Origin of the sequence: Faecalicatena contorta (genome assembly GCF_001404335.1) — a bacterium.
GTDB lineage: Bacteria > Bacillota > Clostridia > Lachnospirales > Lachnospiraceae > Faecalicatena > Faecalicatena contortus_B.
In genome coordinates, this window is the sequence record NZ_CYZU01000082.1 from 1 (window position 1) to 17,116 (window position 17,116).

At 48.0% G+C, this 17,116-nt stretch carries 12 protein-coding genes; 4 read left to right on the top strand and 8 right to left on the bottom strand.

Annotation, left to right across the window (positions count from 1 at the left end; translation table 11 throughout):
• Positions 1-431: 431 nt before the first annotated feature.
• The 4 genes from ARB69_RS23850 to ARB69_RS23865 all read right to left on the bottom strand — a co-directional run bounded on the left by ARB69_RS23850 (position 432) and on the right by ARB69_RS23865 (position 5,060).
• Positions 432-1,763, bottom strand: a complete 1,332-nt coding sequence (locus ARB69_RS23850) for a D-alanyl-D-alanine carboxypeptidase family protein (RefSeq protein ID WP_055155220.1) — start codon at positions 1,761-1,763, stop codon at positions 432-434.
• Between the two features lie 98 nt (positions 1,764-1,861).
• Positions 1,862-2,902: an alcohol dehydrogenase gene (locus ARB69_RS23855; RefSeq protein WP_055155221.1), complete on the bottom strand. Its 1,041-nt coding sequence runs from the start codon at positions 2,900-2,902 to the stop codon at positions 1,862-1,864.
• A 26-nt stretch (positions 2,903-2,928) separates the two neighbouring features.
• Positions 2,929-4,107 carry a flagellin lysine-N-methylase gene (fliB, locus tag ARB69_RS23860; protein WP_055155227.1) on the bottom strand — a complete coding sequence of 393 codons (1,179 nt, stop codon included), beginning with the start codon at positions 4,105-4,107 and terminating at the stop codon, positions 2,929-2,931.
• A 17-nt stretch (positions 4,108-4,124) separates the two neighbouring features.
• Positions 4,125-5,060 carry a DUF1848 domain-containing protein gene (locus ARB69_RS23865; RefSeq protein ID WP_055155222.1) on the bottom strand — a complete coding sequence of 312 codons (936 nt, stop codon included), beginning with the start codon at positions 5,058-5,060 and terminating at the stop codon, positions 4,125-4,127.
• Between the two features lie 124 nt (positions 5,061-5,184).
• Here ARB69_RS23865 and ARB69_RS27295 point away from each other — a divergent pair, with 124 nt between their 5' ends.
• Positions 5,185-5,361, top strand: a complete 177-nt coding sequence (locus ARB69_RS27295) for a hypothetical protein (RefSeq protein ID WP_167702523.1) — start codon at positions 5,185-5,187, stop codon at positions 5,359-5,361.
• Between the two features lie 1,004 nt (positions 5,362-6,365).
• Positions 6,366-7,079: a J domain-containing protein gene (locus ARB69_RS23870; RefSeq protein WP_050642383.1), complete on the top strand. Its 714-nt coding sequence runs from the start codon at positions 6,366-6,368 to the stop codon at positions 7,077-7,079.
• A gap of 359 nt (positions 7,080-7,438) precedes the next feature.
• On the opposite strand, the gene ARB69_RS23880 is transcribed toward ARB69_RS23870, so the two are convergent.
• Positions 7,439-9,868 carry a cation-translocating P-type ATPase gene (locus ARB69_RS23880; protein WP_050642385.1) on the bottom strand — a complete coding sequence of 810 codons (2,430 nt, stop codon included), beginning with the start codon at positions 9,866-9,868 and terminating at the stop codon, positions 7,439-7,441.
• A 308-nt stretch (positions 9,869-10,176) separates the two neighbouring features.
• On the opposite strand from ARB69_RS23880, the gene ARB69_RS23885 reads away from it, so the two are divergent.
• Entirely contained in the window at positions 10,177-11,538 is a 1,362-nt protein-coding gene (locus ARB69_RS23885; RefSeq protein ID WP_055155224.1) for a Mur ligase family protein, read from the top strand.
• Positions 11,535-12,293 (top strand): type 1 glutamine amidotransferase, encoded by a 759-nt coding sequence (locus ARB69_RS23890; protein WP_050642387.1) that lies wholly within the window; start codon positions 11,535-11,537, stop codon positions 12,291-12,293. Before ARB69_RS23885 ends, ARB69_RS23890 begins: the two co-directional genes overlap by 4 nt.
• A 161-nt stretch (positions 12,294-12,454) precedes the next feature.
• Here the strand turns inward: ARB69_RS23890 and ARB69_RS23895 are convergent, their stop codons facing one another.
• The 3 genes from ARB69_RS23895 to sdaAB all read right to left on the bottom strand — a co-directional run bounded on the left by ARB69_RS23895 (position 12,455) and on the right by sdaAB (position 16,884).
• Entirely contained in the window at positions 12,455-15,076 is a 2,622-nt protein-coding gene (locus tag ARB69_RS23895; RefSeq protein ID WP_055155225.1) for a cation-translocating P-type ATPase, read from the bottom strand.
• Positions 15,077-15,348: 272 nt separating this feature from the next.
• A complete protein-coding gene (gene sdaAA / locus ARB69_RS23900; protein WP_050642389.1) occupies positions 15,349-16,218 on the bottom strand; it encodes an L-serine ammonia-lyase, iron-sulfur-dependent, subunit alpha in 870 nt (289 codons plus the stop codon).
• Complete coding sequence (gene sdaAB, locus ARB69_RS23905; protein WP_055155226.1) at positions 16,219-16,884, bottom strand: L-serine ammonia-lyase, iron-sulfur-dependent subunit beta; 666 nt, start codon at positions 16,882-16,884, stop codon at positions 16,219-16,221. It abuts the gene before it with no gap.
• Positions 16,885-17,116: the final 232 nt, after the last annotated feature.

The window sequence follows — 17,116 nt, forward strand, 5'->3', positions numbered from 1 at the left end:
TACGATAGCATGATGACTTGGATTGTACATTTTTATTTTCCATTAAATGTACATTTTTATTTTACCATTTACAACCATATAATGCAATTCTGGCAGGCAGACACCTTCTGTATTAAAACATTTCACCATCATACACACCTCCATCCTTTCATCGAATTATACCAAACCTTTGTCCATTTATACTTAACAGAAAACTCTATATATTCCCCGTCTCCCTGAATTTCTTCTTTTATTATACGTTATCCCATGTTAATGCACAATCTTTAGTTCACTCCATTCTTCGCTATAAATGTTTTCTTCCCGAAATTAACATTTTCATGTTTCCATGTTACAATTCAGGTCATACCATGTCCATGTGTAAGGTATCTGTACAGGTTTCAGAGCATAAAATCATATGCATGTGGACAGAGAGACAGAACGTAGCCAACAGGCTACGTCCTGAACCTAGAAACAACTTTTTTCAGATAATCCAGAAATCCCGCTTTTTTCACATTCTGAGATACAATAACATCTACTTTCCCGATCTCTTTCCCGTCCAGTTCATAAACCAGACTTCCTGCCTTATCCCCCTTCTTCACCGGAGCATCCAGGCTTTTCTTTATTTTCAGCTTTTTTGTAATCCCTGCCATGTTTGCTCCGCTGGTGTCAAGATAACTAAAACTGCCCGCATACTCACAGGGTACCGTCTCTTTTACACCGCCCTTTACCTTTATATCTTTCAGCTTTTCCTGTTTCTCATCCTTATAAACCTGGCATTTTCCGAATCCATAGTTCAGCAGCGTGGTCGCATCCTTAAACCTGGCCTTGGAATCCTCTGCCGCCATGATGACCGCGATCATTTCAATATCGTTCTTCTTTGCAGTTGCTGATACGCAGAATTTGGCAAGACCCGTAGATCCCGTCTTAAGACCAGTCGCATATTCATACTGTCTTACCAGCTTGTTTGTGTTGGTAAGCCCGAATTCTGTGGTTCCTTTTTTCGTTGTGTGCGTGATATTCTCCATCCAAATCATGCAGTAATCATGAATCTGCGGGTATTTTGTGATCATCTCCCTGGACATCAGGGCGATATCTCTTGCCGTTGTCACGTGCCCATCCACATCCAGGCCGTTGCAGTTGACAAAATGGGTGTTCTCCATTCCCAGCCCCTTTGCCCGCTCATTCATCTGTTTAACAAATTCTTCTTCATTTCCGGATATGTACTCGGCCATAGCAACGCACGCATCATTCGCGCTGGCCACGGAAATACATTTCAGCATCGTATCTACTGTCTGTGTTTCCCCGGGCTCCAGGAATACCTGCGAACCGCCCATGGATGCTGCAAACTCAGAGGTTGTCACCTGATCTTCCAGCTTGATTTTTCCATCGGCCAAAGCATCGAAAATCAAAAGCATGGTCATAATCTTTGTTACACTTGCAGGAGGACGGGCTGTGTCCGCATCCTTCTCAAAGATGACCTCTCCGGTGGACGCCTCCATAAGAATTGCAGACGGCGCGCTTACCTCCGGACCGGCAGTCTGTGTGTCAGCCGCCTCCCCCTCTGTACCGCCTGTATCTTCCGAAACGGTTTCCCGGCTTTCTTCCGCCGCCGTATCGCTGTTCTCCGTGTTTTCTGTGCCCTGCTGCGTGTCCTCCTGCACTTCTTCTGTATTTTCCTGTAATTCTGCAGTGTCTTCATAGACAATATACTCTTTTGCCGGCATTGCATATGCATTCTGTACACAAAGTAGTGCGCTTAATAATACCGCCAGTGCTGCTTTCATATAAAACTCCCTCTGCTATATCGTCTATTACCAATATAGTAGAGGGAGGGTAAGTTTAGAACAACTAAACCGCAGAATAAGCTGTTTCTTCTGCATTTCTAGACGTAAACGGCATACTTCACGACACCGTTTCTTTTATTCTCAAAAATATCATATGCCTTTATTATATAATCCAGCATGGTCCTGTGGGTGATCATACATTCTGTGTCCAGCCTGCCATTCTCAATCAGGCGCAGGATATCCTCGCAATTCGCGGCATCCACTCCACCTGTTTTAAAGGTAAGGTTCTTTCCGTACATCTTTGGCAGCGGAAGTACCTGATCCTCTTCGTACATTGCAACAATTCCTACAACCGCATTTGGTCTTGCAATCATCCATGCCATCTCAAAGGTCTCCCTGCTTCCTGCCACCTCGAGGACGGAATCCGCTCCCCGCCCGTCTGTCAGTTCTTTTATGGCCTTTATCACATCATCTCTCAGTGGATTTAAGGTGACATCGGCGATCTTATGCTGTCTTAGCAGGTCCAGCCTTAGATCATCCGTATCAATCCCTATAATCTTAGAAGGATTATACAGTCCGACACACTTCATAACCGCAATCCCTGCAGGACCTGCCCCGATCACTGCAACGGTATCGGAAAGCTTGATATCCCCCATCTTAGCCGCCCAGTAACCTGTTGAGAGCAGATCACCTGTAAATAGTGCGGCTTCGTCTGAAACGGTATCCGGGATCCTTGTAAGACCGTTATCGGCAAAAGGAATCCTGACATATTCCGCCTGCCCTCCGTCGATTCGGCAGCCCAGGGCCCATCCCCCATATTTATCCGTACAATTATTGACATATCCGTGGCGGCAGAAATAGCATTTTCCGCAGAACGTTTCTACATTAACGGCAACACGGTCCCCCGGGCGTATTTTTTTAACCGCTCTTCCTATTCGGATCACTTCTCCCACAAATTCATGGCCCAGTACGATGTTCTCCTTTGCCCGCGGAACAGCCCCATGCTTGATATGTATGTCGCTGGAACAGATGGTTGTCACCGTCACCTTTACAATTGCGTCTGTGTCCTTTTGAATCTCAGGCAAAGGACGTTCTTCCAGACTTATAATTCCGTTTCCCTTATAAACAACTGCTTTCATAGCCAAACCTCCGTTTCAAACTTTCCTTACAGCATCAGGAAAAAAGTTTCCAGACCAAATCTTTCCTCATCATCCAACAGTTCTTCCAGTTTTTTCTTATTAAAATCCGAATGCTCAATCTCCCGGGCATAACGGCGGGCCGATTCTTCCACATCCGCAAGGCTGTCTCTTCCCTGCTTCCTGACCCAGGCTGATCTGGACATCTCACGGATCATCAGCGTGCCGAACAAGGAAAACTTCATCTTTACATAAGCATTCCCGTCATATACAGCCCCGCAAAAATACGTGAATACAAAATAAATCATCAGCTGTTCCCACACCGTATCATATTCCCCCGCTTTGCCGGATATTTCAAGAATGCCTTCCTCCTTGTACCCCGGTTCAATATGGCTTCGTTCTTCGTATCCGTGCGCCTGGGCTAACACAATTTCTTTGCTTTGATGCAAAAAAGCTCTCCAGTCATCCCGAAGCACTTCCAGACCATCGAATACCAAAAATGCCTCCCTGTACACGCAGGCACGCCTCTCTCCTTTCTTTTGGCCGGCTTCCTCTGTTTTTTTATGAAACCACTCTGCCGCGCCAGGCTTTTCATACCGTTGGAGCAGACTATCTATTTCAAACAATGCCTCTTTATCTATCCGCTGCTGCAAATCATGGGCCAGTGCAAGTACCATGGCCATCCGTACCTCCATATGAATACTGCGTCTCTGCAGAATCCGAAATATAACCTCTCTGGCATCCATCAACTTAGTAAACAGCAGAAAATCAAAATCCTGATACTCCTCTCCTCTGATCCCCCTTTTTTCCTGATGAATAAAATGCACAGGCTCCTGACAATTCAAAATCAAATGTGCGGCGGCCGGGCAGGACAGGGACAGGGAAATCTCCCGAAGTCCCTCGAATTCCTCCACATGCCTCGGATACAACCTGCATGTCCTGCAGAACATCCCGCTTCCTCCTTCCAGAAAAAGATCACACAGATTTTCCTCATTCAAAAATGCGCAGCGCCCCTTATACTGACGGAAGCTCTCGTTTTTCCAGTCGATCTCATTGTGAAGGCGGTTTCCAAGGATTCCTTTTTTCCTCCTGTACTTTTTTAATGACTTTTGATCAATTGCAATCTGCCAGCCTGCGCAGCAAGTATCCGGACATTGATCTGCAGTACAATGAAACTCCCTATAATAATGTGGCGCCGTATACTGCATGCTTTCCTCTCCTTCTCTTAAAACGGAAGCCGGATCTGCGGATTCTTCCATGACTTCACCGCCCGTTTTTTAACAATATCATCCGCTCCTATGCTGCCGCAAAGCAGCGGCGAACTGACAGCAAACCTCTCCCTGCAGGACTTAAGAACAGTCCCGCTGTAATTGGCATAACAATACCTGCACCCATTCATGCATGTATTGTAAGCCCCAATGTCGATGCTCTCCATACAGCCGCATCCCGGCCTCTGGCCCTTGTCCCGTACGGCGTTAAGTTCACATCCGGCAAGTTCCTCTATGAGGCTCTTATCAATGCATGCCCCATGTTCTATGCCCGTCCTGCCAAATTCCATCTCTTCCGCGCATGCCGCCATGCGCATTCCATACCGGCCCGCCGTTTCTGCAAGCTGTCCTGCTAACCGTTCCAGTTCTCCCGCCTCTGTTTTTTTCAGCTTCAAAATATCCGCATTTTGCCTGGTGTTTTTATAGGTGTCAATAAAACTCACAACAACCTTCTCCGTACACCCCTGCAGATTCCCAGCGATTTTTTCAAAAGCCTCCAGGTGGAAACGGGCTGTATAATAAGGATTCAGCAAAATCGGATCATACCGCCATATCATCCGTTTCCTGCCAATCCGCCCAGCCAGTTTCTGAAACACCTCTATCAAAGCCGCCTTATCAGGAAGTCCCGGCTCAATATCTTTTCCGTATCCTGTCAAAGTAAACTGGAAATAATATAAATATTCATCCAATCTGCTCAATTCTGCAATCAAAGGTTCGGGATTTTTCGTCCAGAATACAATACAGTCAGTCACCTCCGGCGTGATCGCAATCTCGTTGATCTGATGCGGCCGGAATGGATTACGCACGCAGACAGTGCCTTCTTCCACGCGTTTATAAAACCAATCCGGATAACAGCACGGAATATCGGTTCTCCGGCTGACACTCAATATCATAAAAATCCCTCATTCCCATATTTTCTTTTAATAGTATACCATTATCCTGCTCAGATTTACAGGTATGAAGTCAAAAAACTAACACATACTAAATTTAAATTCCCTCATGAAAGGAGGTTTGTTAATGATAAATAATGAAGAACTGCCGATCGGTTTTACCATGGCACTGGCACAGCACTCCGATGCCCTGAATCACTTTTCCCATCTATCAGATGCTGAACAAAAGCAGGTGATTGATGAAGCAAGACAGAAACACAGCCGGGAAGAAATGCGGAACTACGTAGAAAATATGTTCCAGTAATCGGGATATAGCGACGAGCTTTAGCCTCGGCGCGGATGGGGACGCTCCATGATGGGATAGCCGAAAGCCGCCCTGGGAATATACCTGCCCTTTCAAAAATGCGGCCGCGGGCCTAAGTAATTCCAGGTGGGAACCAGCCATGAAAATGGGGTACAGCTGACACATCACGGGAAATCCGATGATTTCCCGCGCTGGGTCAGCTGATTCTTTGATTCGGTGATCAAAGAATCCCCCATTTTCACAGCTGTTTCCCACCAGGAATTTCTATGGCCCGCTCTGAGCGTTTTTGAAAGGGCAGGTATATTCCCAGGGTGGCTTTCGGCTATCCCATCATGGAGCTGGTGCATCCAACCGGCAGGAAAAGCCCCGTCTCTAATGTAGGGCCTCGAACGGGGCCAGCGTATGGGATGGAATTGGTGCTTCGTTTATATCAACGTAAGTTTTTGAGCGCTTTTTACCCGTGAGTATATAGGTCGAAGCTTTAAAATCCACTCAATAAAATGCATGATACACATAGCCAATTCCATCCGCCGCCCCCGTTTCGGGCTCCCAACTTAGCAACGAGTTCTTTACTCCCGGTCGGATGAACCAGCCAAGCGGACTGTAAGCGGCAAGCCCTCCGGCCTGTATGGTCGGTTTAAAACGCCTTATAGCGGACGAATAGAAGCTCTTAGAGAGCCAGAGGCACTCGGAAGGGATGAAAATTGATTCTCCAAAATCAATTTTCAATCCGGCCTGTGCTGAAAAAATATCAATTTTTTCAGCGCATGCCGGATGTGCCCTTCCGGGTGCCTCTGGGTCTCTTAGAGATTCTTCGTTAAGCGGTCAGGATTTTAAACCGACCCTACAGGCCGGAGGGCTTGCCGCTTACAGTCTGCTTGGCGTCCCCCCATCCGCGCCGAGACTGAAGCTCGTCGCTGAATCCCGATCTTGATTTTTTTGTGATCCTATCGTAATATTAATTGTGGGAGAATAAATAATGAAACAGGAATAAGGAGGAAACGATGGAAACCCGTACATACTATGACATTCTCGGAGTATCCAGAGAGGCAACCCTTGAAGAAATTACCAGCGCGAAAAATGCATTGGCAAAAGTATACCATCCGGATGCCAATATGCATAATGACATAGACACCACAGGCTACATGCAGGAGATACTGGAAGCATACCGGACACTCGCCAACCCGGACAGGCGCAGTAAGTACAATCGAAAACTGGTTGGAAAGCCCAACAGGGTATTCCGCACATATACGGTGGGAAAGCCCGAGGAAGAGAGCGCGGATTCTTCCGCATCCTTTGTAACATACTGGAATGCGGCCTGCCGCCTGAATGAGATCGTCTCACAGAGCGGGAGTCTGATGGAACTTCACTCAAAAAAAGAAGCACTGCCTCTTAAAATTTTCAAAAGATTAGGTAAAAAAGATAAATACGAGATAGAACTTACCGAGCAGCTTAGTTCTCTGTCCATGCAGGCCATCCAATACATCTCCATCCTGAGATCGGCAGAGATCCCCATGAGCTACTGGCAGAGCGATGCCATGAACTGGGTCCTGGTTCGCTGGGGCCAAAAACAGCACATGGATTACCACATCCTGTTCGACAAATACGACGCTTACGTAGAACAAAATAGAACAAGCACAGAAAAACTAAAACTCCGTTCCCAATACAAACAGTTTCAAAACACCCTCAAAAAACTCTTAAGCTACGCAGTTGCTTAATCAAAAAGTTTTAAAGGAAAACATACGCCTCTCCCGTCAGTGCCGCCAAAGGGATGGGGTTTTGTCCCGCCTTGATGAGCCCAGCCGCCGAAACCGGACATAGGGAGGTTTGGAGGCGTAGTTATGGCTGTTAGTCGGAGTTAAGTAAAAAAGCAGGAAACCCAGGGTGATTTTTGTGATTCCGAATCACAAAAATCCCTGGACCCAGCGCGCGAAGCCCTGATGAGGGCTTCGGGTGATGTGTCCAGGTTGCCCTGGGTTTCCTGCTTTTTTACTTTACTCCGGCTTACAGCCATAACCCCGTCTCCAAACCTCCCTATGTCCGGTTCCGGCGGCGTCCCCCACAAGCCGATCCCCCCTCACTCCTCCACGACTCTCCCCCGCAGGCGCAGGTAGTATATTCTGAGTTTTCCCAACAAGGATGTGAGGTACCGCAGCACGGGTTCTGTAGCTATTGAGAATACAATAAACAGCATAACGCATTTTGTGGACATACCGGTTATAGCAAACAGGTTGTTCAGGAAGATACTGCAGAACAGAAGTCCTATTATGCTGCCCGCTACTACGATTGTACGCATGATGTTCATCGGCGCGCTGATCTTATAAAGAATCATAAACCCGACGATCGCCAGCAGCATCGTTGCGGCTGTGGATATGTCTTTTGAATTCACGCCAAATGTCTGCCCGAATACGACCAGCGCCCCCACTGCAAGTACATCTGTCAGCGCAGCGGGCAGGGCTTTCAGGAATACATTTGTCAGGAAATGCCCCTTGATGATGTTCTTGTTCGGCTCCAGCGCCAGGAAGAACGCAGGCACTCCGATTGTAAACATGCTGATCAGAGATATCTGCGACGGTTCCAGCGGATATGTGATCATAAATACAACAGAGAACAAAGACAGCAGGAAGGAAAATATATTCTTTACCAGAAACAGACTGGCTGACCGCTGGATATTGTTTACGACCCTCCGGCCCTCCAGAACGACCTGGGGCATACAGGAGAAATCTGATTCCAGCAATACAAGCTGTGATGCCTGGGCTGCGGCTTCGCTTCCGGAAGCCATCGCTATACTGCAGTCTGCATCCTTGAGTGCAAGCACATCATTGACACCGTCCCCCGTCATCGCAACCGTTTTCCCGGCCTCTTTCAGAATCTGGACGAACTGCCGTTTTTGATTCGGTGTTACCCTGCCGAATACGGTATTCCCAAGCACTGCCTTACGGACATCCTCATCCGATGTAAGAGCGGAAGCATCTACATAGTTCTCCGCATTGGCAATGCCGGCCTTTTTGGCCACCTCCGATACCGTCACGGGGTTGTCTCCCGAAATAACCTTAACCTCAACGCCCTGCTCTGCAAAATAGGTAAATGTCTCTTTTGCCTCTTTGCGAATCGGATTTGCCAGGAGAATATATCCTAATGGGGTAATTCCCTGTTCCAAAGCCTTCCCGTCAATCTCACCGTCATAAAGGCCAAATACCAGGACTCTGGCGCCTTGTGAAGCATATCCGGTAATTTCTTCCTCATAGGTTTCATACTTGTCCTTCAATACGAATTCGGGCGCTCCCAGCACGTAAACCTCATCCTCAAAAGTGACGCTGCTATATTTTGTGGCAGAAGAAAACCCGGTTTTGCTCAGCGGCTTTTTACCCGATGCGTTCTGAAAATATTCTTTCATGGCCGCCATTGTAATATTGTCCTGATCCATCGCCGCCGCAAAGTCTCCGATCAGCATGCTCAACGGCTGCATCTCTTTCTCATCGTAACCGTCCGCAGGAATCACTTCCTGCACCTTCATCGTATTTTCCGTAATCGTTCCTGTCTTATCTACACAGAGCACATTTACCCGGGCCAGTGTCTCGATACATTTCATATCATGAAGCAGTACTTTTTTCTGGGCAAGCCGCACCGAGCTGACCGCCAGCGCCACGCTCGCCAGCAGATAGAGCCCCTCCGGGATCATGCCGATAATTGCAGCAACCATGGAAGTGATACTGGACTGAAAGCCTTCATTCTGAAAGAAAAATGCCTGGACAAACAGTACAATTCCAATCGGTATGATCGCAATACCCACGCATTTTACCAGTTTATCCAGAGAGCGGATCATCTCTGACTGCTCTCCTTCCTGCATTTCCTTCGCTTCCATTGTCAGTTTTGAAATATAGGAATCCATGCCGACCTTTTCCAGCCTTGCATGGCACTGTCCGGACACAACGAAGCTTCCTGACATCAGCTCGTCGCCTTTCTTCTTCACGATCTCATCGGATTCTCCGGTCAGCAGCGATTCGTTCACCTGTACCTCCCCGGCACAGACTTCCGCATCTGCACATATTTGGCTGCCCGCCTTGAAGATAACGATATCATCAAGCACCAGCTCTTCCGCGTCAATCACAGACTTCTGTCCATCCCGCACAACAGTTGCGTGGGGCGCATTCAGCATCGTCAGGTCATCCAGCACCTTCTTTGCCCGCACCTCCTGTACAATACCAATCAAGGTATTCAGTATAATGACCGGAAGAAATGTGAGATCACGGAAAGACCCAGCTATACATAAAAGAATAGCAAGAATTACAAATATCAGGTTAAAGTACGTAAATACATTGCTGTGGATGATTTCCTTCGTTGTCTTGGCCGGCGGATCCACCGCCGTGTTCGTCCAGCCATGCAGACGGTGTTCCTGCACCTGCTGGTTCGTCAGCCCCTGACGGTACTCGGGGCGGTACCTGGTTGTCGGAATCCTCCTGTCTTTTTTCTCCTCAATCACCTGTTGTCTGCTTTTTTTCTGCATGTATCTTATTCCACCTCATTCTCAGATTCTATATCTTCGGTATTTTCCAGTTTTAGTCATTTCCATTCTATCACACTGAAAATGAATTTCCAGAGGCTTCATTAAATCTTTATAATTTCTTTCGTTAAAAACCGAATGTCCCACAAAATATAGTTCTATGCCGTTACTGTGTACGCCCGTATGATGCGAACAGTAACAACCTGTACCTGCAAAATGCCGAAATCCTTTCAAATTCCTTGTTTTCTGTATCCGTTTCTATTATAATAGTACAAGTATTTCAAGAAAAGGATAAGAGTTGATATAAAATTATGAGAATAAGAAGCATACTCGCAATTAAATGTGCTAAATGCACCAGCTATCTGATTAAAAAACTGAATAGAGGAAGCGGCGTTACCCTGCCGGGCTATGTTGCACGGATCATTGATCCCCGCATCTTATCCGCCATGGCGGAAATGGTGAGAGAAAAAACGATTGTAACCATGGGAACGAACGGCAAAACAACGACAAACAGTATTCTGTATCATGCATTAAAAGCAGAAGGGAAAAAAGTGATTATTAACCGTACCGGAGCCAATATGCTCAACGGAATTATTTCTGCCTTTGTGCTTGCAACTGACAAACAATGCAGGCTGGATGCAGATTATGCCTGTATTGAAGTGGATGAGATCGCGTCCGTCCGCGTGCTCCCCCAATTGAAACCAGACTGTGCCCTTCTTACAAACATTTCCAGGGACCAGCTGGATCGATTCGGTGAAGTTGACATCACTTTCCATAAGTTAAAGACAGCCGTCACCAGCGTACCGGACACAAAACTGATCATCAACTGTGATGATGTCCTGTCCTATACCCTTGCCGCTGAAAGTGAGAATCCGTTTATCACTTACGGCATCAGTGAGCAGATATTTGACGATATTTCCCGTTCCGAGATCCGGGAGAGCATCTTCTGCCGTTCCTGCGGCAAGAAGCTGGAATATGACTTCTTCCATTATGGACAGCTGGGTATCTACCACTGCCCCAGCTGCGGCTTAGAACGTCCGGAGCCCGATTTCACGGCCTCTGAAATCGAACTGCACGATGAGCTTTATACATTTCATATGGACGGAATGGACATCCGTTCAACCGCACGCACACCATACAACATTTACAATACACTGTCCGCGTACGCGGCGCTCAATGCACTTGAGGCAGACAGGACCCATTTCCAGGAAATGATCGAAACCTTTGACTACGGGAATAACCGCGAAAGTATTTTCTCGATCAACGGCGCCAGGGTTCAACTCCATCTTGCAAAGAACCCCATTGGTTTTCAGCAGAAGATTTCTCTTGTATTAAAGGATAAAAAGCCGAAAGACATTATCATTCAGATCAACGACACCTATCAGGACGGAGAAGATATCTCCTGGCTCTGGGATGTAGACTTTCAATATCTGGCCGACGCACAGGCCGCCACTATTACTACCACCGGCACACGCCGCCATGATATGGGGCTCCGGTTAAAATATGAGGACATTCCCTGTGATTCCACCACAAATCTGCGTGCAACGGTTCAGGAACGCACGGAAAACGGAACCGGCAATCTTTATGTCATCGTAAATTATTCCGGCCTTTACAGTACAAACCATATGCTGACTGAATTAGAAAAAGCCGGGAAAGGAGGCGCCACAGCATGAAACTGACAATCGGACATTTATACCCTGATCTTTTGAATCTGTACGGTGACCGCGGCAATATCCAATGTTTCCGTAAGCGGCTGGAATGGCGCGGAATAGAAGCCGAGGTGATCCCCTTTCTATCCGGGGACGCCATTGATTTTTCAAAACTGGACATTATCCTGCTCGGAGGCGGTTCAGACCGTGAACAGGAACTGGTCTGCGGCCAGCTTCAGAATATTAAGCAGGATTTTAAGGACTACGTAGAGAACGATGGTGTAGTACTTGCAGTCTGCGGAGGTTATCAGCTGTTAGGTAAATATTACAAAACAGATAAAAAAAACATAGAGGGCCTGTCCATCCTGGACATCACAACAGAGTGGGAACCTGAACGGCTAATCCGCAACATCGTCCTGAACAGCCCCCTCTTCGATACCCCTGTTGTAGGATTTGAAAACCATGGCGGGCGTACTCACATAGGAAACCACACCCCCTTCGGCAAAGTCTTCTATGGTCTGGGCAACACCGGCAAATCCGGTTACGAAGGAGTCGTTTACAAAAACGTAATAGGAACTTACCTTCACGGCCCCCTTCTCCCCAAGAACCCTCACGTCTGCGATTATCTGCTTGCAAAGGCGCTGAAACGAAAATACGGGGAAGATATTCCACTGGACCCGCTGACGGACAAGCTGGAACATCTGGCAAACAGTTACATCACAGACCGTTACAGCGATAAAAAATATATCCTCAAAGAAACCATAAAAAGACACACCTAATCAAAGAAAACCGGGGCTGCCCTGTCTCATCACGAGAAGCCATAAATGCTTCCCACGATGTGTCCAGGCTGCCCCGGTTTTCTTTTGTTTTGCTTTCCTTTAGCTTACTCCCGTAACCCGCTCACGCCCATACTTATTTCCGGCTGCAGCGGCGTACTTTCTCATCGTACCTTCCGTTTCCGCACCGCCTCCTTGACAGCTTTTATCAACTGAATTACCGGCAGGTTAACTGCCGCCAGCCCGTATACGGTAAAGAGCTGTCCCAGGGTCAATGACTGTACTTTAAACACGTTTTGAAGGCCAGGTATAACCATAACGCCAGTAATCAATACTAGTCCCAGCAAAAAGGCCCCAATCAGGTAGATGTTATTGAATACCCTTTTTGTAAATACGACCGGCCGGTCTGCCTTACAGTTAAAGCCGTGTACAAGTCTCGCAGTGCACAGTGTGCCAAAAGCCATCGTGCTTGCCAGTACGGAGTTGCCCGTGCGGTATCCGATCAGAAAAGCAATCATTGTTGTAATCCCTATGCACAGGCCTTCTGTTCCGATCTTAGTCAGGAAATCCCTGGTTAATATGGACTCATTCATGGGCCTTGGCTTCTCATCCATCACATCTTTTGAATGCGGTTCCAGCCCCAGCGCAATTGCCGGCAGACTGTCTGTCAGCAGATTGATGAACAGCAGGTGCACTGGTGCAAAAGGAACCGGCAGTCCGGCAATGGATGCGTACAGCACCGCCAGAATAGCTCCGAAGTTCCCTGATAGCAGGAATTGAATGGAACTCTTAATATTCCGGTAGACATTCCTGCCATTCTCAACCGCCTTAACAATCGTTGCAAAATTATCGTCTGTCAGAACCATGGAGGCTGCATCCTTTGATACTTCACTGCCCGTGATTCCCATGGCAACACCGATATCCGCCTGCTTCAGGGCTGGCGCATCATTAACGCCGTCGCCTGTCATGGATACGATATTCCCCTTTTCCTGCCACGCCCTGACAATTCTGATCTTATGTTCAGGAGATACGCGTGCATAAACAGAAATACCTTCCACAAAATCTTTCAATTCTTCGTCAGACATACTGTCTATCTCTGCGCCTTCACATGCCTCTGATTCATTTTCCAAAATACCGATCCTCTTGGCAATGGCTGCCGCTGTCACCTTGTGATCTCCCGTAATCATGATCGGACGAATCCCGGCTCCCCTGCATTCGGCTACCGCCGCCTTTGATTCCTCACGCGGAGGGTCCATCATGGCAATCAGTCCTACAAACGTCAGATTGTCTTCATCTTCCAGAGTCAATTCCTGGTTCTCCCCGATTTCTTTATATGCAAATGCAAGTACACGCAGGCCGCCCCTGGAGAATTCCTGATTCTGGGCTTCAATTTTTCTGCGGTCTTCCTGTTCAAATTTTCTGACTTCATCCTGGATCTGGATCGACTCCATCCGATTGAGCAGTACATCCACAGCGCCCTTAACAATCATAACATGCTTCCCGTCTATCGTATGTTTTGTTGCCATAAGCTTTCTGTCACTGTCAAAAGGATTTTCGCTTTCACGGGGATACTTTTCCCTCACATCCTGTGCGTATACGCCCAGACGGCTTCCCAGATTAATCAGGGCTGTTTCCGTTGGGTCCCCTATCTCGACACCGTCTACATTTGTAGAATCATTGCAGAGTATACTGCACAGCAGCAGCTTACTGTGTGCCGGACGATTAATATCGATCTCACTTGCAGGTACCCGCGTTTCGTTCACATAGTAATCTTCCACAGTCATTTTATTCTGTGTCAGTGTTCCTGTCTTATCGGAACAGATAATTGACACGCTGCCCAGTCCTTCCACCGCCTGAAGCTTTCGGATGATCGCATGCTCTTTTGCCATCTTCTGTGTACCGAAAGAAAGCACAATTGTAACGATAGAGCTCAGCGCCTCCGGTATCGCAGCAACTGCCAGCGCCACAGCGAAGAGGAAGGCATCACCGATATTGCCGCCCCGCAGGACGTTAATACCAAATAGGATTGCGCAGAATATCAGGATAATAATGGACAGTTTCTGTCCGAACTGATCCAGATTTATCTGAAGAGGGGTACGTTTTTCAGAAGTCGTCTTGAGCAGGCTCGCAATCTTTCCGACCTCGGTTTCCATACCGATCCCGGTTACAAGAAATGAACCGCGGCCGTATGTCACGAAGCTGCCCGAGTACACCATATTAATTCTGTCGCCCAGAGGAACCTCCCCCTCAATCGCGGCAGTATTTTTATCCACTCCAAGGCTTTCTCCCGTCAGAGCGCTCTCATCTACTTTTAAACTCGCGCTCTCCAGAAGCCGACCGTCAGCAGGAATATAATCACCTGCATCCAACATGACAATATCCCCTACCGTTACTTCTGTAGAGGGAATCGGCACGATATTGCCGCCGCGCAGTACCTTTGCCTCCGGTCCCGAAAGCTTTTTCAGACTGTTGAGAGACTGTTCCGCTTTTACAGTCTGTACTGTTCCCAGAATCGCATTAATGGTAATAACGATCAAAATAACTACCGCGCTCTCGGCGTCTCCCAGAAAGCCTGAGACAATTGCTGCCACGATCAGTATGATAACAAGGAAATCCTTAAACTGTTCCAGAAATATCTGTACTGTCGTCTTTTTCTTACCTTCTACCAGCTCATTTGGGCCGTACTTTTCCTGATGCTTTTTCACTTCTTCTGCAGTCAGCGGCTCCATGGTTCCATTGATCCTCTGTTTCGTTTCCTCTGCAGAAATCTGGTAAAATTCTTTCATGTATGATCCTCCATTTCTTTATACAATATGGAGCCTTTTCCATTCAATGGGACAAAAAAAGAGACTCCTATTGCATATTATGTAATGCAATAAAAGTCTCACCATTTAATCACGATACGGATGGAAGGCCATCGTCCTGACGACATCGCGAACGCTCCAAAGAGCGCTAGTTACTCCCTTCTATTAGTGATTATCATAATACAGCAAGCCCGGGTATGTCAAGGGAAAATTCCAATTCGCATTTGAATTCACATTTGAATTTACATTTGAATTCACATTCCCAGATGTTCTACGATTTCCTTTGCGCGGGGCGTGTTTGCAACTCCGCCCTTACCGGTCTCCCGCAAAGAAACATGCATAGACTCTCCCACTTCCCTCATAGCGTCAATCACCTGATCCGGCGGTATCCTGCTTGTAATGCCGGCCAGCGCCATGTCTGCTGAAGAAAGTGCATTGACAGCTCCGATCACATTCCGCTTGACACAGGGAACCTCCACGAGTCCTGCTACTGGATCACAAACCAGCCCCAGCAGGTTTTTCAGGGCCATCCCTGCCGCATGCATAATCTGGCTGTTATCCCCGCCTTTCAGGTAAACGAGGGCGCCGGCCGCCATAGAAGAAGCCGTCCCCACCTCTGCCTGGCATCCCCCGGCAGCACCGGCGATAAAGGCGCGGGATGCGATAACCTGTCCAATTCCCGCCGTCACATACAGGCTGTGCACAATCTTCTCTCTGTCCGCCTTTCCAGCCCGGTACAAAGGCACAAGCACGGCCGGTATCACGCCGCAGGCCCCTGCCGTAGGAGCCGCTACAATGCGCTTCATACAGGCATTGGATTCTCCCATCTGCAGTGCCTGCACGATCACTCTGGACACAAAGTCCCCGCACAGAGTATCGCCCTCTTTCCGGTATTTTTCCATCTGTCCGCCCATCATGCCGACCAGCCCGCTGCTGGAAACCAGTTTTTCATCATAGGAGTCGCTGGAACGCAGCATGGCGTCCCACATCGCCTCCATCGTCTGGAAAGATTCTTCTTCGCTGACGGTCCGCTCATTCATATCATCCAGGAGCACAGCCCGCCAGAAAGGAATCTCCCTCTCGCAGCAGACCTGCCTGATTTCTTCCAAAGACTGATAAGCCATCTATGCATCCTCCCTGTCAATATATGTCACTTTCATAATACCATCCTGTTGTTCAAACCATCTGATAGAAGCCTCGGGCACGCACTGGTCGATCTCAATTACCATCACGGCGTCACCGCCCTTCTTCCCGCGGTAAAGCTGAAGCGTGGCGATATTAATCGAATCCTCCGCCAGCATGGATGCAACAGCCGCCACATGCCCCGGCCTGTCATGATTCTGTACAATCAGGGTCGGACATTCTCCTGTACAGTTTACCATAATTCCGTCCAATTTATTCAGCATAATCCGTCCGCCGCCCAGAGATGAGGCCTGTACCTCTACCGTGTGTCCCTCTTCCCCCCACACTTTCAGCAGCGCTGTATTCGGGTGCGCCTCCCGTATCTGTACATTCTGTATCCGGAATTCCATCCCTTCCTGCTCCGCCACCCTGAAACTATCCGGGATCCGCATATCATCCGGTTTCATCCCCAAAAGCCCTGCAACAACAGCCCGATCCGTTCCATGTCCCTTTCCTGTCGCCGCAAAGGACCCGTGAAGCCCGATCTCCGCTTTTACCGGTCTGCTTCCTAACAGCCTGCGGGTGATATAGCCAATTCGTACCGCACCCGCGGTATGGGAACTGGAAGGACCCACCATAACAGGGCCCAAAATATCAAAAATATTCATACCAAATCCTCCAACTCCAGCCAAAACTATTCGCTAATCATTATAACAGATTCCACCATAAATATCCATAAAATCGGGATTTAGCGACGAGCTTTAGTTTCGGCGCGGATGGGGACGCTCCATAAAGGGATAGCCGAAAACCTCCCGGAGAACATCCATGTCCTTTCAAAAATGCGGCCGCGGGCCTAAGAAATTCTAGGCGGGAAACAGCCCTGAAAATGGAGCACCACTG